The sequence below is a fragment of the Lwoffella lincolnii genome (assembly GCF_037201985.1).
Classification (GTDB): domain Bacteria; phylum Pseudomonadota; class Gammaproteobacteria; order Pseudomonadales; family Moraxellaceae; genus Psychrobacter; species Psychrobacter lincolnii.
The window spans coordinates 1,294,744-1,316,222 of record NZ_CP147511.1 but is presented as its reverse complement, the minus strand read 5'-3'; the positions used below and the strand labels follow the sequence as shown (position 1 = coordinate 1,316,222).

At 44.4% G+C, this 21,479-nt stretch carries 18 protein-coding genes; 9 read left to right on the top strand and 9 right to left on the bottom strand.

The annotated features are described in order from the left end of the window. Positions 1-11 precede the first annotated feature (11 nt). Positions 12-3,182: an LPS-assembly protein LptD gene (locus WDM69_RS05945; protein ID WP_158077861.1), complete on the bottom strand. Its 3,171-nt coding sequence runs from the start codon at positions 3,180-3,182 to the stop codon at positions 12-14. Positions 3,183-3,395: 213 nt separating this feature from the next. Between WDM69_RS05945 and WDM69_RS05940 the strand changes: the two genes are divergently transcribed. Beyond that, positions 3,396-4,556, top strand: a complete 1,161-nt coding sequence (locus tag WDM69_RS05940) for an aminoglycoside phosphotransferase family protein (RefSeq protein ID WP_338755110.1) — start codon at positions 3,396-3,398, stop codon at positions 4,554-4,556. A gap of 53 nt (positions 4,557-4,609) precedes the next feature. Next, on the top strand, positions 4,610-5,428 hold the full coding sequence (gene murU / locus WDM69_RS05935; RefSeq protein ID WP_078306805.1) for an N-acetylmuramate alpha-1-phosphate uridylyltransferase MurU: 819 nt from the start codon (positions 4,610-4,612) through the stop codon (positions 5,426-5,428). Positions 5,429-5,550: 122 nt separating this feature from the next. On the opposite strand, the gene ahcY is transcribed toward murU, so the two are convergent. Continuing rightward, positions 5,551-6,969, bottom strand: coding sequence for an adenosylhomocysteinase (ahcY, locus tag WDM69_RS05930; RefSeq protein WP_078306804.1), 1,419 nt, complete (start codon positions 6,967-6,969; stop codon positions 5,551-5,553). A 374-nt stretch (positions 6,970-7,343) separates the two neighbouring features. On the opposite strand from ahcY, the gene msrAB reads away from it, so the two are divergent. From msrAB to htpX, 5 genes are all read left to right on the top strand, one after another. Beyond that, entirely contained in the window at positions 7,344-9,071 is a 1,728-nt protein-coding gene (gene msrAB, locus WDM69_RS05925) for a bifunctional peptide-methionine (S)-S-oxide reductase MsrA/peptide-methionine (R)-S-oxide reductase MsrB (RefSeq protein ID WP_078307063.1), read from the top strand. Between the two features lie 116 nt (positions 9,072-9,187). Beyond that, complete coding sequence (locus WDM69_RS05920; protein WP_411350828.1) at positions 9,188-9,622, top strand: hypothetical protein; 435 nt, start codon at positions 9,188-9,190, stop codon at positions 9,620-9,622. 2 nt (positions 9,623-9,624) lie between these two features. After that, positions 9,625-10,329: an LrgB family protein gene (locus tag WDM69_RS05915; RefSeq protein ID WP_078307059.1), complete on the top strand. Its 705-nt coding sequence runs from the start codon at positions 9,625-9,627 to the stop codon at positions 10,327-10,329. A gap of 201 nt (positions 10,330-10,530) precedes the next feature. After that, positions 10,531-11,337 (top strand): lytic transglycosylase domain-containing protein, encoded by an 807-nt coding sequence (locus WDM69_RS05910; RefSeq protein WP_240494870.1) that lies wholly within the window; start codon positions 10,531-10,533, stop codon positions 11,335-11,337. Positions 11,338-11,562: 225 nt separating this feature from the next. Next, entirely contained in the window at positions 11,563-12,474 is a 912-nt protein-coding gene (gene htpX / locus WDM69_RS05905; RefSeq protein ID WP_078306802.1) for a protease HtpX, read from the top strand. Positions 12,475-12,605: 131 nt separating this feature from the next. Here the strand turns inward: htpX and queC are convergent, their stop codons facing one another. Then, complete coding sequence (gene queC / locus WDM69_RS05900; RefSeq protein WP_338755108.1) at positions 12,606-13,373, bottom strand: 7-cyano-7-deazaguanine synthase QueC; 768 nt, start codon at positions 13,371-13,373, stop codon at positions 12,606-12,608. Between the two features lie 465 nt (positions 13,374-13,838). Between queC and ttcA the strand changes: the two genes are divergently transcribed. After that, a complete protein-coding gene (gene ttcA / locus WDM69_RS05895; protein ID WP_422393273.1) occupies positions 13,839-14,792 on the top strand; it encodes a tRNA 2-thiocytidine(32) synthetase TtcA in 954 nt (317 codons plus the stop codon). Between the two features lie 2 nt (positions 14,793-14,794). On the opposite strand, the gene WDM69_RS05890 is transcribed toward ttcA, so the two are convergent. The 6 genes from WDM69_RS05890 to ccoN all read right to left on the bottom strand — a co-directional run bounded on the left by WDM69_RS05890 (position 14,795) and on the right by ccoN (position 20,663). Then, positions 14,795-15,424: a FixH family protein gene (locus tag WDM69_RS05890; RefSeq protein WP_338755107.1), complete on the bottom strand. Its 630-nt coding sequence runs from the start codon at positions 15,422-15,424 to the stop codon at positions 14,795-14,797. A 4-nt stretch (positions 15,425-15,428) separates the two neighbouring features. Beyond that, complete coding sequence (ccoG, locus tag WDM69_RS05885) at positions 15,429-16,835, bottom strand: cytochrome c oxidase accessory protein CcoG (RefSeq protein ID WP_338755893.1); 1,407 nt, start codon at positions 16,833-16,835, stop codon at positions 15,429-15,431. Between the two features lie 448 nt (positions 16,836-17,283). After that, positions 17,284-18,354: a c-type cytochrome gene (locus WDM69_RS05880; protein WP_078306799.1), complete on the bottom strand. Its 1,071-nt coding sequence runs from the start codon at positions 18,352-18,354 to the stop codon at positions 17,284-17,286. A 9-nt stretch (positions 18,355-18,363) separates the two neighbouring features. Beyond that, positions 18,364-18,531, bottom strand: coding sequence for a cbb3-type cytochrome oxidase subunit 3 (locus tag WDM69_RS05875; protein ID WP_078306798.1), 168 nt, complete (start codon positions 18,529-18,531; stop codon positions 18,364-18,366). After that, on the bottom strand, positions 18,531-19,169 hold the full coding sequence (gene ccoO / locus WDM69_RS05870; RefSeq protein ID WP_078306797.1) for a cytochrome-c oxidase, cbb3-type subunit II: 639 nt from the start codon (positions 19,167-19,169) through the stop codon (positions 18,531-18,533). Before ccoO ends, WDM69_RS05875 begins: the two co-directional genes overlap by 1 nt. A 12-nt stretch (positions 19,170-19,181) precedes the next feature. Further along, positions 19,182-20,663: a cytochrome-c oxidase, cbb3-type subunit I gene (ccoN, locus tag WDM69_RS05865; protein ID WP_078306796.1), complete on the bottom strand. Its 1,482-nt coding sequence runs from the start codon at positions 20,661-20,663 to the stop codon at positions 19,182-19,184. A gap of 375 nt (positions 20,664-21,038) precedes the next feature. Between ccoN and WDM69_RS05860 the strand changes: the two genes are divergently transcribed. Continuing rightward, a complete protein-coding gene (locus WDM69_RS05860) occupies positions 21,039-21,428 on the top strand; it encodes a hypothetical protein (protein WP_078306795.1) in 390 nt (129 codons plus the stop codon). Positions 21,429-21,479: the final 51 nt, after the last annotated feature.

Genomic DNA, 21,479 nt, shown 5'->3' with positions numbered 1-21,479 from the left:
CCTATACGTGTCTATTTTACCCAAGCATCTTGCACAGGTGTCAAGCCATATGTCCTATCTTGTAACAAACGGCTAAAGCGTCCACTCTTTGGGCTAAGCCCTGTTAAACGTAGCTCTGCCATGATGGTATTATCAGGTCGAGCGGTGATGTCCAACTCATTGGTATGTCGTCTGACATAGACCGATGCCCCAATACAGCAATCTTGAAAATCAATCCCAAGCAGCCCATCGGTGATTTGGTAACGCTCATCATCAAACTGCCCTTGTGCCATCAGTCGCCAGTTTTGGTTCACGGGCATCACCAAAGAAGCCGTATATGCTTTTAGGGGTAATTGGTTGGTGTTTTGGTCGGCTTGTCGGTTGATGACACCTAAGCTTATCATGCTGTTGTCAGTGGGCTGATAACGCAACTGACTGGTTAAAAAATTTAGGCGGTGGTCAGATTTGCTGGCGATATTGGCATGCCACCATAGCTGTTTAATGGGTTGGGCTTGTATGCTGGCAACCATGCCAGAAGAGCGATTGCTAAATAGTGCCTTATCAGAGCTGGCGTGGGTATTGGGTGTGCTGATAAAGTCGCTTAAACGGGTCTTGCCATGACTCAAATAAAACTGCTCGGCGATACCAACATCTAATCGGGTGTTGCCTTCGCTGTCTATGTAACGGTAGTTAATGGCTGGGGTGATGGCATGCAAGTCTTGAATGCGGTCATGCCCCAAAAACCAAGAATCAGCAAACAGTTGTTCATAAGATAAAGAAGCAATGCGGGTGTTAAAATTTGGTAGGCTGTTTTGGTCTTTAAATGGGGTGTAAGTGTACTTTAACCGTGGGCTTAGCAGTTGGTGTCCATTTTTTATGATGGCTTTATTGTGGTCATCAACGCCATCAAACCAACCAAACGGTGAGCCTATTTTTTTTAGATAAATGCCTGTGTCTAAAGCAACAGTGGGCAAAAAGATGCCCTGCTGTCTGTCATGTTTGCTGATTTGGTTGTTCAATGTGGTGTGTTCATCATAGCGAGCAAACAGCTGTTGTAAGCTGACGCTTGGCACGGCATAGCCCCAAGTGTTGTGCATTGGGTAGATGGCGGTCAGTTTATTGTACATGCGAAATCCGCTTTTCTCTGGGGCAGAGTTGTCTGTGATGCTTTTTTGAAAATAGCCGCTGTCATGCACGCCTGTCAGCTTGATGTTGTTGGTGATGTTGTTGTTGGTGATGTTGTTGATGTGGTTGTTGTTTTTTAGCCACTGATTTAATGGCAATGCGTAATTGACCGTCAATTGTGGCAGTTTGGAATATGGCTTGAGTGCATCGGTGGTGGGGTTACCAAACGCATCGGTAACATCTAAGTTTTGGTAGGTTTCTACTTTTAGATGGGCGTTGATGTATTCATTAAAATAATTAAGCTGAGCAGAACGTGGCAAGTGGGCATGGTTATCAAAATTGCCAAGATGCTCCCTGCCTGTTGTGCCAAATACTTCAAAATCATCAATAAAATCTGCGTCAGAGACATATTGGTACACCGCTTCGCCAGTCAGATTGTCAACGTGTTTTGACTGCCAAAGATGCTTGGCAAATAGGCTTTTGCGGGTTTTTTTGTCATATTGACGGTCGTTAGGCAGATAGTCGCCTTGAATTTGACTATGACCAAAATCATGACTTAAATGGCGAAACTCTGCCGATAGCATGGGGTTGCGGTTGCTAAAGACCCTTGGGGTGATGGTGGTGTCCATATTGGCCGCTAAGTTGGCATAATATGGAGTTTGTAATTCAACTTGCCCATCGTTTCGCCAACTGACGCTGGGCAGTAAAAAGCCACTGGCACGCCTATCATCAATCGGAAAATTAAAGTAAGGCAGATACGCCACTGGCACATCGCCAATCTTAAGCCGTGCATCTTTTGCCACCCCACGCCCTGATTGATTGTTTAGCTCAATGCTACCTGCTTGCAATCGCCACTTAGGATTGGTGGGCGGGCAAGTGGTGAACATCACATCGGTTAAGTGAAGTCGGTCATTGCCCGTTTTACGCAAAGTTTTGGCATGACCGTGAGCTTGTAGGGGAATGCTGGCAAATGCCACGTCATTGGCATGGGCAAGCTGTGATTGGCTGTTGTATTGAACTTCTTCTGCGATGGTTATCAGACCACCTTGTGTTAGACCACGGCTTAGTTGTTGATGAGCATGGAGTGGCTGGTCAGCATTGCCATGATTGCCAGCCGTTGCTTGAGTGGTGCTTGTCATGGCGGATAACTGGCTGGTTGGTCTGTCAGCAAATAACACATTACCACTGGCGGTGGCATGTTGACTTTGCACATCGACCAGCACTTTATCGGCTTGTATCACTTGGTTGTTCTGTTGTACAAGCACGTTGCCTGTCAGTGTGGCATGGCGAACGTTGTCATAATAGCCATGGTCCGCTTGTGCTTTTAAGGTGTTGGTTGGTGATGATGGGGTGGCAACATGATTTGTTTGCTGGTTTAAGCCATTGTCATTGTTGGTGATGCTGCTGGGATAAACCCATCGTCCAGCACACAAAGGGGCATCAGCCTCAATCCAATCATGAATGCGATTGCTTAGCTGGTTGGCGGTGTTGTCTATCTTGCTGTCTGTTTGTTTGCTGTCTGTCTGTTTATCCGTGATATTGGTTTGATTTGGTGAAGAATAGAATGACGTAACGGCATCATTGGGGTTGTTGGGATTGTTGCTTAGGTCATTGGGGTCATTGTTAAGGTCATTGGCAGGTGTTGGATAAGAAGGCACATCATGATAAGGCACATAATATTGTGATAAGCGTTCCAAAGCATGTTGAGCCAAATCAATGCTTTGATTTTGTTGCATTTGTTGTGATTGTCTGTGTGAGTGTGCGTGCGATTGTTCAACCGTGGGCATTGACTTTATGTTAGGCGTTTTAGGCTCACTGGGTTGTTCATGGGCAGACATATGAACAGCCGCTTCATGAACAGCCGCATGGGTAAACATTGGCATCATCGCACAACCAATGAATGACATGGCACAGACCAAAGGCTTTTTTTTAATGATGTTGCTTGTTACCAGCCGTGGTGTTTTATCTTGGGTGGTGTTTTGATAACCTTGGTCATTTTGACGACAAAGATGATGACAAAGGCACAACCATGGGGGTGAGTGATAACATGGGGGCGAGTGATAAAAAGCATGATTCATAACAGTCATAGCAAGGTGGTCATCACAAAACAGAAATAAAAACAAAAATGCAAAAATCGACCACACTCACCACCGCAGTACAGACAAAGGCAGGTAAGGGTAGTGATTTCATGTGGTGATAAAAGTACTGACATGTTACCATAGCCAATTTGATTAGCCTAGATATTACTGACCTAACGCCCATTGATTGGTTGTTATTTTTTGGAAACTCCCATGTCGCATGCCACCCCCACCCACGCCCATCGTTTTGTGCATTTAGATGCTGATGCTCATCTGACTGACCGACAGCAAGCCTTGCAAGCTTGGCTTAATCAGCACATCGATGGCGATTATGCCATTCACAGTTTGCTTGGTGATGCCAGTTTTCGGCAATATCATCGCATTATTTTGGCAGATGATGCCCCTCAGATGATGCCCAAAAGCATGTTGGTGATGGACGCCCCACCAGATAAAGAATCGGTCAGTCAGTTTGTGCAGGTGGCAAATTTACTTGCTTCTGTGGTGAATGTTCCTGATATTTTGGCAAAAGATGTCCCCCAAGGATTTTTATTGTTGCAGGATTTTGGTAAGACCGAATTTGCTCACTTATTAACAGCCAGTACCGATGAAAAAATTAACTCGCTTTATCATCAAGCGATGCAAAGCATCATTGCCATTCAAAGCTTAGATGTCAATAAGGTTGCATTGCCTTTGTATGATGCCCACTTGCTCAAGCAAGAAATGGCGTTATTTAGTGAGTGGTTTTTGCCTTATGTGGGGGTTGATTTATCAACTGATGATAAAGGGCAGTACTGCTGGCAGCAGCTGGTTAGCCAAATCGTCACAGAAGTGAGTGAACACCCAAGCGTTGTGGTGCATCGAGATTATCACAGTCGCAACCTGATGCAAGATGATGTTGATGGCAAAAATTTAGGCATTATTGATTTTCAAGATGCGGTGATTGGCTCGTACGTTTATGATTTGGTGTCTTTATTGCGAGATGCTTATGTGAACTGGCCACAGTCAAGCATTGAAGCTTGGACAGCTGAATTTTGGCACATGTTGCAGACAGTAGGGTACTCCTTGGTTTCAGATAAACGCAACAGTACCGATCTTAAGCAATACCATAAGGACATGATGGTCATGGGAGTGCAACGTCATCTTAAGGTGTTGGGTATTTTTGTGCGACTGGCACAACGAGATGGTAAAACTCGCTATTTGGCAGACATTCCCAAAGTCATGGACGATTTGTTGTTTGAGCTGAATTGGCTGGCGAACATGACCATCAACCCGGACGATAAGCAAAGTAAGCACACTTGGCAGGTGGCACAAGCGTTTTTATCTTGGTTACAAGATGACGTGTTGCCAGTGTATCGTCAACAGTTTTTGTCATAACCGTTTTTATCATAACCATTTTTGTCATATTGCTAAAAAGACTTAACCACATCATGCAAACCCATATCGATAAACATTGGCAACACCAACCCATTCGCCAAGCCATGATATTGGCAGCGGGCAAAGGCACACGAATGCGTCCATTGACTTTAACCACACCCAAACCACTCATCAAGGTGGGCGGTCGAGCATTGATAGAGTGGCACATCTTGGCATTACGGCAGGCAGGCATCACTGACATTGTTATTAACGCTGCTTGGTTGGTGGATAAATTACAAGCAGGCATCGGTGATGGCAGTCGTTATGGGGTCAATATTCGTTGGTCGGTGGAAGAAAAGCCGTTAGAAACCGCTGGTGGCATCGCCAAAGCCTTATATGAAAATCAGCTAAAACCAGAGCCTTTTTTACTCATCAATGGTGATGTCTGGACACGCCATCCATTAGATGGTCTTGGTAAAAATGCGGGTCTTAATCACTCACAAGACGTCGATGATGTGGCTGCTTTGGCTCATTTATTGTTGGTTGACAACCCTAAACACAATAGGGCAGGGGATTTTATTTATCATGATGGTAAAGTGCTGATGAAACCTGATCCTCAAAAACCTGAGCATCAAGAAGCAGACCACAACTCAAGTGAGCAAGCACGTGAGCAAAAGACATGGACATTTGCAGGCATCAGCCTATTGCACCCTGCCTTGTTTGTTGATGTGCCTTATGACAGACCTTATCCGTTGGCAAAAGTGCTTAAGCAAGCGATGATGACAAGTCAAGTGTCAGCTGAAATTTATGATGGCGTTTGGGTGGATGTGGGAACGCCTGAACGACTGGCTTGGGTTAATAACCATCTTAAACAAATCAATCCGACCACTTAACGGTCAATTTTTATTCAGCCAATGCCAGTGGGGCAGTCGACCCATTATTTAGCTTGAGAGTAGTTTTAAACTAAATGATGAAATCGACCATATCATGATCTGTTATACGAAGATACTAATCCTTAATATTTATAGTTTTTCGCTTTAAACGGCCCATCTATCGGCACACCGATGTAGTCCGCTTGGGTTTGGGTGAGCTTGGTGATGACCCCATTAAATCCTGCCACCATGGCGGCAGCGACTTCTTCATCAAGCTTTTTAGGCAGGACTTTGACATACAGGCTGTCTGCTTTTTTGTCCGCTGGCAAATTGGCAAATTTTTGTTGATACAGATACATCTGTGCCAGCACTTGATTGGCAAAAGAGCCGTCCATCACCCTAGAGGGATGCCCTGTGGCATTGCCCAAATTCACCAAGCGACCTTCGGATAATACCAGCAAATAATCACGCTCATCATCAGAGCGGTAGACTTGATGAACTTGTGGCTTGACTTCAACCCATTGCCAGTTATCACGCATAAAATTGGTGTCAATCTCGGTATCAAAGTGTCCGATATTACAGACCACCGCCCCAGATTTCAGGGCGGTTAACATGTCGCTGTTGCAGACATGGTAATTGCCTGTGGTGGTCACGATAAGGTCGGTGTCTTGTAGCAACGCTGTGTTCACGCCTTGACTTGGCTCACCATTGATAAAAGGCGAAACCAACTCATAACCGTCCATACACGCTTGCATGGCACAGATGGGGTCAATTTCGCTGACTCGTACAATCATGCCTTCTTGACGCAGGCTTTGGGCTGAGCCTTTGCCCACATCGCCATAACCGATGACCAAGGCACGGCGGCCAGCCAGCAGCATGTCGGTGGCACGCTTGATGGCATCGTTAAGACTGTGGCGACAGCCATATTTGTTGTCGTTTTTGGATTTGGTGATGGCATCATTGACATTGATGGCAGGGACTTTGAGTGTGCCTTTATTCAGCATGTCCAGCAGACGATGCACGCCTGTGGTGGTCTCTTCACTGATGCCATGAATGCCCTTGAGTATCTGTGGATAGTCATTGTGGATAAGGGCAGTCAAATCGCCACCGTCATCTAAGATGAGGTTGGCATCCCAAAGTTTGCTCTGATTTTGAGAGTCACTGCCATCATGAATTTGTTGGCGTAAACACCACTCGTATTCTTCTTCGGTTTCCCCTTTCCATGCAAACACAGGGATACCAGCGGCCGCCATGGCAGCAGCGGCGTGGTCTTGGGTGCTAAAAATATTGCATGATGTCCAGCGGACTTGGGCACCCAAGGCAACCAAGGTCTCAATCAGTACCGCCGTTTGAATGGTCATGTGGATACAGCCTAGGATTTTAGCCCCTTTAAGGGGTTGCTGGTCTTGATAGCGTTTTCTTAACCCCATCAGGGCTGGCATCTCAGCTTCTGCCAAGGCAATCTCACGGCGACCATAATCGGCTAAGCGGATATCAGCGACTTTATAATCGGTGAAGTTTTGGGTGATGGGGGTTTGGTTAGTGGTTTGGTTGGGGGACATTGCGGATTCTCCTAATGATGACACTGACAATAACGGTAAGCATTTTAAGGGATTTTGCCAACATTGTCGATGTTACTAACATTGTTAGAAAAACATCATCAGAAAGATATTGTCATAAAAACATCGTTATACAAAACATTTGCCAACATCAATCACAACACAAATGACCACATAAACAACTTGGCAACCATTGGACAGTTCGTTTATCATGATGAATGCCATTGAGTGAATGCCACTGACGCATTTACGCATTAAGGTACATTTTTTTAAGGCAATTTTTGTCATGTGAGGAATTTATGAACACCCCCATCAAGCATACCCACAAGCATATCCATTTTATCAGCCATCTTATCAATCATACCATGAGCCATACCATGAACCATGTTACTAAAAATCATGCGGCTAAGGGCAGTATTGCCCTTATCAGCGTGTTGTTGTCCGCTTGTGGGCAAATGAGCAACGCTCACGGCAATGCTTTGGCGAATGGTGATGCGGTTACTCACAGTGGCATGGCAGGTAAAACAGACAGCAAAGACATGTTGCCATCTAAAACGCTCAAAAGCTTGTCTGCCTTGCCACAAATTACCCATCATTTGGGTGAAACAGGCAAGCAAGTCATTGATGCCGATAAACCCACCTTGGTGAAGTTTTGGGCGAGTTGGTGCCCACTGTGCTTGGGGACTTTGGCAGAAACTCAAGACTGGCGACAAGACCCCACCTTTGCAGGGCTGAACATCATCACTGTGGCAAGCCCTGGTCATTTAAATGAAAAACCTGCTGATGAGTTTCGCCAGTGGTATGCTGGCGTGCAGGGTGATTATCCTAAATTACCAGTGCTGCTTGATGCTTCAGGGGAGCTGATTGCTCGTCTTGGCGTACAGGTGTATCCAAGTTGGGCAATATTGGATAAAAAAGGCAATTTGGTGCGTCTGATAAAAGGCAACTTGACCACTGAGCAAGCCCAAGCGTTGGCACAAAATGCAGATAACGATTTTGCCGATTTAAAGGGCAAAAATACCCCCAGCGTGGTTGCCAATGCCAAACCAGCCTCATCAACCAAAGCGTTTTATAAAGCCGATGGTTCGCCCATACGCACTAAGACCATTTATTTGGCAGGCGGGTGTTTTTGGGGTGTGGAAGCTTATATGGAGCGGATAGATGGTGTGGTTGATGCCGTGTCAGGCTATGCCAATGGCAATACCGACAACCCAAGTTATGAGCAAGTCATCGCAGGTTCAGGTCATGCAGAGACAGTTAAGGTAACTTATGACAGTGATAAAATTGACTTAGCAACTTTACTGGCGTACTATTTTCGAGTGATTGACCCCACCAGTGTCAACAAGCAAGGCAACGACCGTGGTGTGCAGTACCGCACAGGCATTTATTATCCTAAAGACAGCACAGCAGAAGATAAAGCCGTCATTACCAACGCTCTGGTACAATTACAGAACAAGCACAAATCCCCCATCGTGGTAGAAAATTTGCCCCTACAAAATTTTACTCAAGCAGAGGATTATCATCAAGATTATCTGAGCAAAAACCCCAATGGCTATTGCCATATCGATATCAGCTTGGCAGATGATGCCCCACCGACCGAACCATCGCAAAGTTTGGCACCTGCCAGCAGCATTGAACAAGCCCTTGACCCCAAGCGGTATCAGGCATATAAAGACAAAAATCTTAAAAACACACTCAGCCACGCCCAATACAACATCACCCAAAACGGGGGTACAGAACGGGCATTTAGCCATGAATATGACCACCTATTTGCCCCTGGTATTTATGTCGATGTGGTCAGTGGTGAGCCATTATTTTTGTCCACAGACAAATACAATTCAGGGTGTGGCTGGCCAAGTTTCACCAAACCGATTGCCCCACAGGTCATCACCCAGCACAATGACACCAGCTATAACATGATACGTACAGAAGTTCGCTCACGAGTGGCAGACTCCCATTTAGGGCATGTGTTCCCTGATGGTCCTAAAGATAAGGGAGGCTTACGCTATTGTATCAATGGCGGTGCGTTGCAGTTTATTCCTGTGGATAAAATGCAGCAATCAGGCTATGGTGTGTTTGTGCCAAAAATTAAGATGAAAAATTGATGAAAAATTAAACATCGGTCCATAAACAGCCCACTCAAGGAAGAGACAACATGGCAAAAACGTCAATCCACATGCCCACTCAAACGCCCACAGCTCCTCACATACCCACTTGCCACATGCCCACTTGGTTGGCGTTGCTATTGACGTTAGCCATGGTGGTGCTGGTGCGTGAGGGGTGTTTATGGGTCTGTGTGCAGTTGGGTATGGCACAGGCAGCCAATATTGTTGGCTTGGTGGTGCTGTTTTTGCTGTTGATGGGTTGGCGAGTGTGGCGTGGTTTTGCAGGTGGTTTGCCAACGTGGCTCACCACCGCCAGTAGTTTGTTGTTGATGGAAAGTGGGTTTGCTTTTTTACCCGTGTCAGCAGGGGCAGGGTTGTTGATGTTTGGCTTGGGTGATGAGTTGGTGGGGTTTGTACTGGTGATTGTTCTGAGTACTTTATTGCCATTGTGGGGGCTGGGTAAGTTGTCGCAAGTGTGGCTGGCAGACAGTTTGCCAAATAATCAAAACCCAAACAATCAAAACCCAGACAATCAAAATGGACTTAACTGATGATGGCCGTCATTCATCATGATGTTACGCATGGCAGTGGTATGGTGCTGGTGATGTTGGCATGTGCGTTGACTTTGCTGGCACATGTGTTCGCTAGGATATTTGCCAAATATCTGCCCAATGTGCCGATGGTGGTGACAGCAATGATGGCGGTGTTGCTGATGTTGTTTGTGCTGTCTTGGGATTATCACCATTACTATCAAGTTGCCAAGCCTGTCTTTGACCATTTGTTGGGTTATGTGACGGTACTGCTTGCCATTCCGCTTGCGTCTATGAATTTTAAAGGGTTACCCATCAAACGTCTGTTAATGCTTGCAATGCTTGCCACTTTGGTTGGGGCATTGCTTCCCATGGGGCTGGCATGGGCATGGGCGTTGAGTCATGATACCGTGCTGTCGTTTGCCACTCGTGCGGTAACCACACCCGTGGGGTTGAGTGTGGCAAGCATCATTGGCGCTCCTTTAACGATGGCAAATCTCATCATCATTGTGTCAGGGGTGGTTGGGGCAGTGTTTGGGCGGATATTGTTAAAAAATGTGCAGGATGACCGAGCCAAAGGCTTGGCAATGGGCATGATGGCACATGCGTTTGGTACGGTAGAGGCATGGCAAATCAGCCCTGTGGCAGGTCGTTATGCGGCATTTGGGCTGGCGGTAAATGGGTTGCTGACAGCGGTTTGGTTGCCTTTTTTTATGATGTTATGGTGAATGTGAATTTTTTGCTTATTTTGTAATTTATCCGTTTATCGTTTTATCCGTTTATTGTGGTCATTAATCTTGCGAATACGGCGATTAAGGTTATTTTATGTTATAGTTAGTTGTTGCCATGTCCTTTTTAATCAACCAATGAGTGGATTTATGAGCGCCATACCTTCTGTCTTAATAACGGTACTAACGGTCATCTTTGCCATGATGACAACATCAGCAACTGCTGGCAATATGTACGTTTATAAAAACAGCAGTGGACAAGTGCTGTTAACCAATACCACCCCATCAGGTAATTTTCAAGCATTTAACAAAAAAGTCAAAGAAACTTACTACCCAGACTCACAAGTTCGCAACCTAACCAACAACACATCAGCCAGCCATTATGGTCAAAGTGTTGCCAGTCGTTCTGCCAATCGCAATGCCTATGATGCACTGATTCGATCGTCTGCCGCTCGTCATGGTGTTGACCCTGCATTGATGAAAGCGATGATGCACACTGAATCGGCGTTCAATCCCAATGCCCGTTCACCCGTTGGCGCTCAAGGGTTGATGCAGCTGATGCCAGCGACTGCTCGGCGTTTTTCGGTGAATAACACATGGAGTCCTGCTGAAAATATTGAAGGGGCTGCCAAATACATCGCATGGCTGATGCGTCGATTTAATAACAACGTTGAGTTTGCCATCGCAGGATATAACGCAGGTGAGGGGAATGTTGATAAATACGGTGGCATTCCCCCATTTAGGGAAACACGCAACTATGTCAAAAGCGTGCTAAGCCGTTATCATGGCTTGTATAAGCATGACAGCAGTTTGTTTGTCTCTGGCTCTCAAAGTATCGGTGCAAGCTCAGATTTAGGCCATGGTTATATCAGTGATGGCACAAGTAGTTATGGTGTGGGCAACCATGGCACAAGTAACCATGGCACAAGTAACTATGGCGCAAACAGTCATACGGTCAATGCCACTGGCAGTGCTTATGTTAACTCGGCGTATGCCGCTTTGCGTTAATGATTGATACTGGCGGTTTATTTTTTAGTTTTTATTGATTTTGAATATTGGTAACTCGTTTAAACGTTTGACGTTTGGACGAGTTTTTTTATCGATAAAAAACTCGTCCATTGAAAAATCAATGTCTTATGCCCATTATTTGCTGTTATTAGCAATTTGCTGTTATTAGCAAGGAAGTCAAATCATTGTGATTAATTAGATATTGTTAATTAGGAGAGGTTCATTATGATGCGAATTGGCTTATTTTTACTGACGAACATTGCGGTCATGGTGGTGCTTGGTATCGTCATGTCGATATTTAATCTTGGTGGTGCGTTTGGTCAAGGTGGTCTGAATTACACAAGTTTGATGGTCATGTGTTTTGCCTATGGCATGATGGGTTCAATGATTTCGCTGTTTTTATCTAAAGGGCTTGCCAAAAAGAGCATGGGCGTGCAACTGATTGATAATCCAAGCTCTGCTCTTGATAAGTGGCTTGTGGACACGGTGGCTAAGCAAGCCAAAAGCGTCAACATTGACATGCCTGAAGTGGGCATATTTGATAGCCCACAGCCCAATGCCTTTGCCACTGGCTGGAATAAAAATGCCGCTTTGGTGGCGGTGTCCACAGGGTTGCTACAAACCATGACACCAGAAGAAGTCGAAGCGGTCCTGGCACATGAGATTGGTCACGTTGCCAATGGCGATATGGTAACTTTGGCATTGATACAAGGTGTGGTCAATGCGTTTGTGATATTCTTTGCCCGAGTGATTGGTTATTTTGTGGATCTGCTGGTGTTTAAAAATGAAAGCGACTCTCCTAAAAATGAAAGCGACTCTCCTGGTATGGGGTATTTCATCACCAGCATGGTGATGGACATTATGTTGGGATTTTTAGCAACCGCCATTGTCATGTGGTTCTCTCGTGTGCGTGAGTTCCGTGCTGATGAGATGGGAGCAAAACTGGCGGGCAAACAAAACATGATTGCGGCGTTAAATGCCTTACGTCCAGCCAGTCAACAACCTGACCCAATGCCAGAATCCATGAAAGCCTTTGCCATTGCCAGTGGCCAACAACAAGGCTTTAGCATTGCCCAACTTTTTCGCTCACACCCAACATTAGACGACAGAATCACCGCCCTAACTAAGCTTAAATAGGCAACTTTAGATAAGCGGTTTTAGATAAGCGGTTAAGCCATCATAAAAAAGCATCTTTTAGATGCTTTTTTTATTGGATTTTGTTAAAGATGGATTTTGTTAAAGATGGATTTTGTTAAAGATGGGTTTTGCTAAAGGGGTGATAAGGTTGATGGTTTTTGATAGCGTGTTGGGTCTGTGATTTTGGCTTGTTTAAATCCCTGTTTGCGTAATACACAACTGTCACAGTGTCCACATGCCAAGCCATTGGCATCTGCTTGATAACAAGAAACCGTGTCTGCATAATCCACGCCTAAGCTTACCCCCAAGGCTATGGTGTCTGCTTTACTGAGCGTTTGTAGGGGTGTATCGACATGCAATCGGTTTCCCATAACGCCTGCTTTGGTTGCCAAATTTGCCATGGTTTCAAATGCTTGGATATATTCTGGACGACAGTCTGGATAGCCAGAATAATCCACCGAACTTACCCCAATCACAATATGAGTGGCATCAGTCACTTCCGCCACTGCCAAGGCATAAGATAAAAAAATGGTGTTGCGGGCAGGCACATAAGTGTTGGGAATGGCATTGTTGTTGATTTGTTGATGGTCAAATTTATTCACATCACCCATTGGCACGGTTAAGGCATGATCTGTCAATGATGACCCCCCTAACTGAGCGATGTCAATGTCGATGATTCGATGAGCCACCCCTGCTTTTTTGGCGTTTTTGATGGCAAATTGCAACTCACTGTCATGGCGTTGCCCATAATGAAAGCTAACAGCGGTTACCCTTTGAAACTTGGCTTTTGCCCAATACAAACAAGTAACCGAGTCCAAACCACCTGATAATAAAACAACGGCATTGCCATGTTGAGGGAAGCCAGAAGCTGGGTTTTTAAAAACAGTCACAGAATTCATATGAAGTTGCCATCAGTAAAAAGTTTATTGATAAAAATGTTGATAAACGCAGTGATAAAAGTCATGGACTTTAAGCAGGTAGTCTAACAAAATTTGCTATAATACAACAAACAACATTGCTCCTGCCATTTTTGTGCCAACAATTAATGACTATTAACAATCAACAATCAACAATCAACAATTAACAATTAATGACTGTTTATGACGGCTATGACTACTATGAACCCCAAGAACCCCAATTCTACTGATACTGCCATGGTTTTTAATCCCAATGTTTTTAATCCCAATGTTTTTAATCCTGCCAATGCTGACCCAGCGAACATGTTTGAACAAGCCAAACATTCCCATGATAATCATCAGAATGACCATTGGTCTGATGGGGCTGATGAAATTGGCAGTACTGGCAATGTTGATGATGGTGATGATGGTGATGATGGTGATGATGCCAACAATGCCCATGACACCATCAATTCACTACGCTTTCGTAAATTACAAAAGAAAATCCGTAAGCAAGTATCTTGGGCTATCCGTGATTTTAATATGATCAGTGAAGGCGATGTGGTGATGGTTTGTGTGTCTGGTGGTAAGGACAGTTATACCTTGTTGGATATTTTGCTGTTTTTAAAACGCATTGCCCCAGTTAATTTTGATGTGGTGGCGGTCAATCTTGACCAAAAACAACCCAATTATCCAGAGCATATTTTACCAGAGTATCTTAACCGTCAAGGCATTGCCCATTATATTCTAGAAAAAGACACCTATAGCATTGTCAAATCCGTTGTGCCAGAAGGCAAAACTTATTGTTCTGCCTGCTCACGCCTGCGACGTGGGTCGCTATATGGGTTTGCCAAGCAGATTGGGGCAACCAAAATTGCCTTGGGGCATCACCGTGATGACATCTTGGCGACTTTTTTCTTAAATTTATTTCACGGTGGCACACTAAAAGCCATGCCACCCAAATTGCTGAGTGATGATGAGCAAAATGTGCTTATCCGCCCCTTGGCATATGTTGAAGAAAAAGACATCATCAAATACGCTCGTTATAAGCAGTTTCCCATTGTGCCTTGTGGTCTGTGTGGTAGCCAAGAAAATCTACAACGTGCCATGATTAATGACATGCTCAGACAGTGGGATAATGCTCATCCGCAACGTTTGGCTTCTATTTTTCGTGCCTTACAAAACGTTGCTCCATCACAACTGGCAGACCGCAACTTATTTGATTTTGAACGTCTACAGCTTAACCGTGATGACAATCAACGTCATTTTGAAGGTGATAACATTCAAGTTGGGCAAAATGCACAGTTGATTGAGATGGGTTTGCCGACCGAGCCTAAGCTTGGCAGTTATGCTGATGATGGCAACGCCAAAACCAATCATAAGCCCAATCATAAAATTCCCACCATCAATCCTTTACTATAGCATCAGTTACCATTGCCTTTATCATCGCCATTGCTGATGACTGATGGCAGTGGCTCAAATTGAATATTGGTGGTTGTGCCAGCAGGCAGTTTGGCAATTTGTCGCATACGCCAATTAGGGGGTTGGTCATGGCTGACCTGTATGTAATATTTGGCAGATAAAGCATGCAAATCCACTTTTGCCGTATAATGGTTATCGGATTGATGTGCCAAGGTGGTGTTGCGGTCTTTGGTAACATCGGTGGCGTGAGAAAAGTCAATCTGTAGTGTGCTTGGATAAGCTAACGATGTGCCATCAGGCAGTTTGCCAGTGGTGAAACTTTCTTTAGGGTAGTGTAAATAATAATTAATCTGTCCATCTGTATCGATGGTCATGTCAGCAGTAATGCCAAGCTCATACAGCAATGTGTCCCGAGACACATCTTGATACAAGGTTTTACCGTCCATATACCAATCATCTCTGACCACACTGTCTTGTATTTTTACTGAATACACCACCAGATAAATACAAGCCACCACCACCAATAAAGGCAGACCAATGACAAAGATAATAACCATGTGGTTTTTATACCAGACATGATTTGCCTTGGGTGTGGATTGAGTTGGGCGAGAAGTGGACGTGTGCCGTGTCATGATATCAATGCCCCGCAGTGGTGAAGACGTTTTGTTTACTGGCGGTGTATTTGCCATCTTCACTGGTAACAGTCAGTGTGATGGGGGTTGATGCTTGTGTGATTATGTTTGGGTCACCGATGATGGTGATGGGCATGTCAAAGCTCTCACTGGGTTGTAATGGAATACGGTCAAATCGACTGTCCAGCGTTAAGCCATCTGTTTCTTGTAATGTAACAGTATAATATTGCTTTTCTTGGGTTTTGTTGGTCAGCTTAATGACATAGCTGTTTTGTATCATGCCTTGAGCATTTTTGGTTGATAACTGCCCACGGTCTCGGCGAATGTCAATCTCTAATGGCACACGTCCCATTAACGAATAAATCGACCCACCTATTAATACCGCAAGTAAAATGACATAAGCAAAGATACGTGGGCTAAGAATTTTGGTTTTTTCACCATCAACCAGTTGTCGTTCTGTGGTGTAACGTATTAACCCACGGGGATAACCCACTTTATCCATGATGTCATTACAAGCATCAATACATGCCGCACACTGGATACACTCCACTTGTAAACCATCACGAATATCAATGCCTGTCGGACACACTTGTACACACATGGTGCAATCCACACACTCACCCAAATGTGTTGGTTGTGTGCCTTTTTTACGTGCACCCCTTGGCTCACCACGGTGATAATCATAAGAAACAATTAAGGTGTCTTTATCAAACATCACACTTTGAAAACGGCCATAAGGACAAATATGAATGCACATATGTTCTCGCATATAGCCTGCATTGATGTGGGTTGAGAACACAAAGATGCCCATGCCCACCCAAGTCAAGGTTGACCAGTTGGGAAAGGGGATACCAGCGATGCTTTGCCAGTTAAAGTATAAGGCATCTGTTCCCACTGCATAACTGACAAAGGTCAAAGCGGTTATGATTGAGATGATGAGCCAGATGACGTTAATCAAGACTTTTTTGAAGAGTTTTTTTGGGCTGTTTGGCTGTTTGTCAAATTTGATGCGTTGATTACGCTCACCGATGACCCATTTTTCAACATGTTGAAATAAATGCGTCCAAATGGTTTGTGGGCAGGCATAGCCACACCACACACGCCCTGCATACACCGTTATTGCAAATAAAGCAAACGCCGCCACAATAAAAAAGAAGGCAAAATAATAAAAATCTTGTGGCAAAAAGGTCATTCCAAACAGATAAATCTGTGACTCAGGAAAATTAAACCAAATTGCCTGTCTGCCATCATAGCGTATCCAAGGCAATAGCAAAAATAACACCAATAAAAAATACATACTCACCAAGCGAATATTTTGGTATTTGCCAGAAGTAAACCTAGGATGCACCGCTTTTTTGGTTGCATCAATTTGATGCACGGGTAATTTAAAAGGTTCTGCTGGCTGGCTGATGTCAGTGGCTTGGATTTTATTTGGCTGTTTGTTATTCTTTTTGGCTTTTTGATTGGTATTATGACCATCAGTATTAGGGTTATTAGGGTTATTAGGGTTGGCAGAGTTATCAGAATTTTGCTTTGGAGTGGGCGTTGTCATGGTTGACCTCGATAGCGATTAGGTCATCGCAAGTGCATCTACCATACCTGTTCTAAGCGTGGGGTAGAGAATGGGGGATAACAAAAAAGCCTGTTAATGCGTGGTTGAGCGTCTTTGGCTTTTTAAAAATGGCTTTTTAAAAATTTTAGCTCTATAAAACTGCATGTATTATACCATAAAATACGGTTTGAATGCTGGGTAAGCCCCAAGTAAGTGGTATAAAAAAGAGCAGTATGAAAAAGAGCAGTATGAAAAAGACAAGCCATGGCTTGTCTTTTGGATTGTTGGTCAATGATGCAATGGCAGGTTATTGGGCAGTGGGGCGTTCTGAAATGGCGTACACATAAGCGGCAAGCAGCATCACACGTTCATCGCCAAGCTTGGTTTGCCACTCTGGCATCACCCCAGCACGACCGTGGCGTATGGTCTCACGGATATCATCACGGCTGTTGCCATACAACCAAATGTTGTCGGTTAGGTTAGGAGCACCAGTGGCGTATGTGCCTTTGGCATCTTGACCATGACAGACCACACAGTTTTTATCAAAAATCGCCTTACCTTGAGCAACCATGGTGTTATCAAGCTCAACATTATTTTGATTGCCAGAGATGGATAAGACATATTCGGCGGTGGCACGCACACCATCTTCACCAATGGTATCACGCCATGCTGCCATGCCACCCACACGCCCAAAGTGTAGGGTTGTTAAGATATTTTCAGCTTCTCCACCATATAGCCAATCAGCGTCAGTTAGGTTGGGATACCCCAGACCTGTATCTAAAGAACCTTGAGCGTTAGAGCCGTGGCAAACCGCACAGTTTTGTAAAAACAGACGACTGCCAATTTTTTGTGCTTCAGGATTTTCAGACAGACTCACCACATAAGGGGCAAGCTCAGTCAGTTTGGCTTTGATTTCTTGTTCGTTAGCAGACGCATCACCAGCACGACGCAATTGACGTAAATCCGCTAAAATGGGCATGGCGGCGGTCGCACCAGCATCGGCCAAAACTGAGTTTTCAAAGTTATTAACGAACACTTGGTTGTTAGACTGCAAATCACTGACAAGCTCGTTATGTGAAGACCAAGGCACTTCTTGACCGTCTACTTGCACTGTGGTGATACCCTCCCATGCGTGTGGTATGATGGCAGGGAATAACAGCCAGTAAGCCAAGCCCCATATCATCGTACCCCAAAAGATTGCCAGCCACCATTTTGGTAATGGCTTGTCATATTCTCGGATACCGTCGTATTCATGGCCCGTTGTGCCATCGTCTTGTGTCTTGGGTTTAAATTTTAGGTTAAATACCAAAACTCCCAAGATAAATAGCCAACAGGCAATGGACAGTATGCTGATCCAAGAACTCCAAAATAAGCTCATTGTTAATCCTTAGTGCTTTTGTTGCTTAGATGATTTTTTGATGTCGTCATCTAAGGCAAGCTTTGCATCATCTTCAAAACGTTGTTTGTTTTTAGGTGAGTATGCCCACCAAGCCACCCCAATAAATGCCACAAAAGCAGCAACGGTAGCGATACTTTGTAATAACCCTAAGTCCATTAGCGTTGACCTTGCATGGCAGTGCCAAGTTGCTGTAGATAAGCAACGATGGCGTCCATCTCAGTCGCTCCCAACACGTCATCAGGTGCTGATTCAATCTGTTCTTCACTATAAGGCACGCCAAAACGGTCACGGAACAGACGCATTTTTTCTTGTACTTTCACGCCGTTAACTTCATTATCCGCAAGCCAAGGGAATGCAGGCATGACAGACTCAGGCACAAGTGATTGTGGACGCATCAAGTGTTGACGTTGCCATTCATCAGAATAACGCTGACCCACACGAGCAAGGTCTGGACCTGTGCGTTTAGAACCCCATAAAAAGGGGTGATCCCAAGTGGATTCTGCTGCACGGCTATAAGGACCATAACGTTCAACTTCAGCACGCAGGGGACGAATCATTTGTGTGTGGCAGACATGACAGCCTTCACGGATATAAATATCACGACCTTCAAGCTCAAGGGCGGTCCAAGGTTTCATGGTGGGTAATGGCTGATTGACACCGCCTTCTTCAGGGGCAGTACCATCATAAATAAGTGGCACAATCTCAACTAAGGTTGCAAAACTGATGGCAATGACAATACCAATGACCAACAGACCAGTGTTTTTCTCAATTAGTTCATGGGGAGTTCCAGCCATGATGACATCTCCTTATACGTTTGCCGTTGGGGTTTCTTCGATGACAGGTCTGTGGTCAGTTGGGTCAGCTGCATCGACAGGTTTGGCATCTGGCATTAAAATGGTTTTATAAACATTATATGCCATCACAAACATGCCACTGACATAAAGTAAACCACCAAATGCACGACCAATATAAGGATAATGAGAAAATTCTACCGTATCCACAAAGCTATAAATCAACGTCCCATCAGGGTTGGTCTGACGCCACATCATGCCTTGACCAATCCCTGAAATCCACATGGACACGATATAAAATACCGTACCTGCTGTGGCAAGCCAAAAGTGGGTAGTGATTAAACTGATGGAATACATTTTTGGCTTATTAAAGATGCGTGGCAGTAATACATAAATAGAGCCGATGGTAATCATACCTACCCAGCCTAATGCACCTGAATGCACATGACCTACTGTCCAGTCAGTGTTGTGTGATAGTGCATTGACGGTCTTAATCGACATCATCGGACCTTCAAAAGTTGACATGGCATAAAAAGACAATGCCACAATCAAAAAGCGAATGATGGGGTCGGTGCGTAATTTGTCCCATGCACCAGACAAGGTTAATACCCCATTAATCATACCGCCCCAAGAAGGTGCAAACAAAATAACCGAAAACACCATGCCTAAAGACTGAGCCCAGTCAGGCAATGCTGAATAATGCAAATGGTGTCCACCTGCCCACATATAAGAGGCAATCAATGCCCAAAAGTGAATGATGGACAAGCGATAAGAATACACAGGACGACCAATCTGCACAGGCACGAAATAATACATCATGCCCAAAAATGCAGCAGTCAAATAAAAGCCCACCGCATTATGACCGTACCACCATTGCACCATGGCATCAGTTGCACCACCAAACAATGAATAAGACTTCCACATGCTCAGTGGTATCGCCATGCTATTAACAATGTGTAGCAGAGCAATGGCAATAATAAAGGCAGCAAAAAACCAGTTCGCCACATAAATATGAGAGGTTTTTCGTTTGATAAGCGTGCCAAAGAACACCACCGCATACGCCACCCAAACCAACGCAATGGCAATGTCAATTGGCCATTCTAGTTCGGCATACTCTTTAGATGAAGTCAGACCCAAAGGCAGAGTAATGGCAGCTGCCACGATGATGGCTTGCCAACCCCAAAAGGTAAACCACGCCAAATAAGGTGCGAACAGTCTGGTTTTACACGTGCGTTGCACAATGTAATAAGATGTGGCAAACAAACCACAACCACCAAAGGCAAAAATCACCGCATTGGTATGTAAGGGTCTTAAACGACTAAAGGTCAGCCACGGGATATCAAAATTGAGTGCCGGCCAAGCCAACTGAGAGGCAATAAAAACACCGACCGTCATACCGACGATGCCCCACACAACCGTCATGATGGTAAAAAATCGAATGAGCGTAATCTCATATTCTTTATCGATGGGGGCTACTGCTGTGTCATGTAAACTCATTGGAAAATTCCTTTACAGCCCGAATTGTCAACAGCTATTATCAAACGTAAAAAAAGTAGTTAAACAAAGGTTGCGTTTGCTAATATAGACAACATTAAGATATTAGGGGGTATACAGAATATACAAACGCAAATTGACTTACAAATTTAAACCACACTCACAATTTGATAGAATAGAATGATGGAATGTCATTATTGTAACGCAATTTAACCCAAATATCACCCATTCTACCGCCAAATTTTCAAATTCCTTAAAAAAAATGTGTATAAATATGGGGTATTTGATGTTTTTGGTGGGGTTGTTTTGGTGATGGCTGTCATGCCTTATGCTTAAAATCTTGTGCTAAAAAAATCTTATGCTAAAAAGAGTCATATTATGGAAAAATTCTTAACCCCTGCTTGGTTTATGATGGTTAAAGACAAACTTCATTCGCTAGGGGATTTGCATCTGTCGCCTGCCATGCAACAGTTGCACCTGAATGTGCAGGTTCACAATACCCCAAAAGAGGCAGGTAATTTTTATATCAAAGATGCCATGGTGGTCGAGGGCATGGACAGTACGGCAAAAAGCACCGTGTTGGTCAGTAAAGAGACATTGACTGAGCTGTTCACTCAGCCATCAAGTCATTTGCTGATACAGTATTTTTTGCAAGGCGATATCCAAATCATAGGAGATTTGTCGCAATTAATGAATTTACAAACCAGTCAACCCAGCGATGAATTACAAGCATTGTTAACAGATATTTTAAGCAATACCAAATACTAAGGCGTGTTAAGCCGCATTGTTTCAGCCCCATTGTTTTTCAGTCCCATTGTG

Excerpts from the sequence above, each read along its gene's own strand:
- queC (WP_338755108.1), bottom strand. The coding sequence starts at position 13,373 with ATGAATTCTGTGACTGTTTTTAAAAACCCAGCTTCTGGCTTCCCTCAA.
- WDM69_RS05860 (WP_078306795.1), top strand. The coding sequence starts at position 21,039 with ATGGAAAAATTCTTAACCCCTGCTTGGTTTATGATGGTTAAAGACAAA.
- WDM69_RS05920 (WP_411350828.1), top strand. The coding sequence starts at position 9,188 with ATGCCCACTTGGTTGGCGTTGCTATTGACGTTAGCCATGGTGGTGCTG.
- WDM69_RS05915 (WP_078307059.1), top strand. The coding sequence starts at position 9,625 with ATGGCCGTCATTCATCATGATGTTACGCATGGCAGTGGTATGGTGCTG.
- ccoO (WP_078306797.1), bottom strand. The coding sequence starts at position 19,169 with ATGGCTGGAACTCCCCATGAACTAATTGAGAAAAACACTGGTCTGTTG.
- WDM69_RS05890 (WP_338755107.1), bottom strand. The coding sequence starts at position 15,424 with ATGACACGGCACACGTCCACTTCTCGCCCAACTCAATCCACACCCAAG.
- msrAB (WP_078307063.1), top strand. The coding sequence starts at position 7,344 with ATGAACCATGTTACTAAAAATCATGCGGCTAAGGGCAGTATTGCCCTT.
- murU (WP_078306805.1), top strand. The coding sequence starts at position 4,610 with ATGCAAACCCATATCGATAAACATTGGCAACACCAACCCATTCGCCAA.
- htpX (WP_078306802.1), top strand. The coding sequence starts at position 11,563 with ATGATGCGAATTGGCTTATTTTTACTGACGAACATTGCGGTCATGGTG.
- WDM69_RS05940 (WP_338755110.1), top strand. The coding sequence starts at position 3,396 with ATGTCGCATGCCACCCCCACCCACGCCCATCGTTTTGTGCATTTAGAT.
- ccoN (WP_078306796.1), bottom strand. The coding sequence starts at position 20,663 with ATGAGTTTACATGACACAGCAGTAGCCCCCATCGATAAAGAATATGAG.
- ahcY (WP_078306804.1), bottom strand. The coding sequence starts at position 6,969 with ATGTCCCCCAACCAAACCACTAACCAAACCCCCATCACCCAAAACTTC.
- WDM69_RS05880 (WP_078306799.1), bottom strand. The coding sequence starts at position 18,354 with ATGAGCTTATTTTGGAGTTCTTGGATCAGCATACTGTCCATTGCCTGT.
- WDM69_RS05875 (WP_078306798.1), bottom strand. The coding sequence starts at position 18,531 with ATGGACTTAGGGTTATTACAAAGTATCGCTACCGTTGCTGCTTTTGTG.
- WDM69_RS05910 (WP_240494870.1), top strand. The coding sequence starts at position 10,531 with ATGATGACAACATCAGCAACTGCTGGCAATATGTACGTTTATAAAAAC.
- WDM69_RS05945 (WP_158077861.1), bottom strand. The coding sequence starts at position 3,182 with ATGAATCATGCTTTTTATCACTCGCCCCCATGTTATCACTCACCCCCA.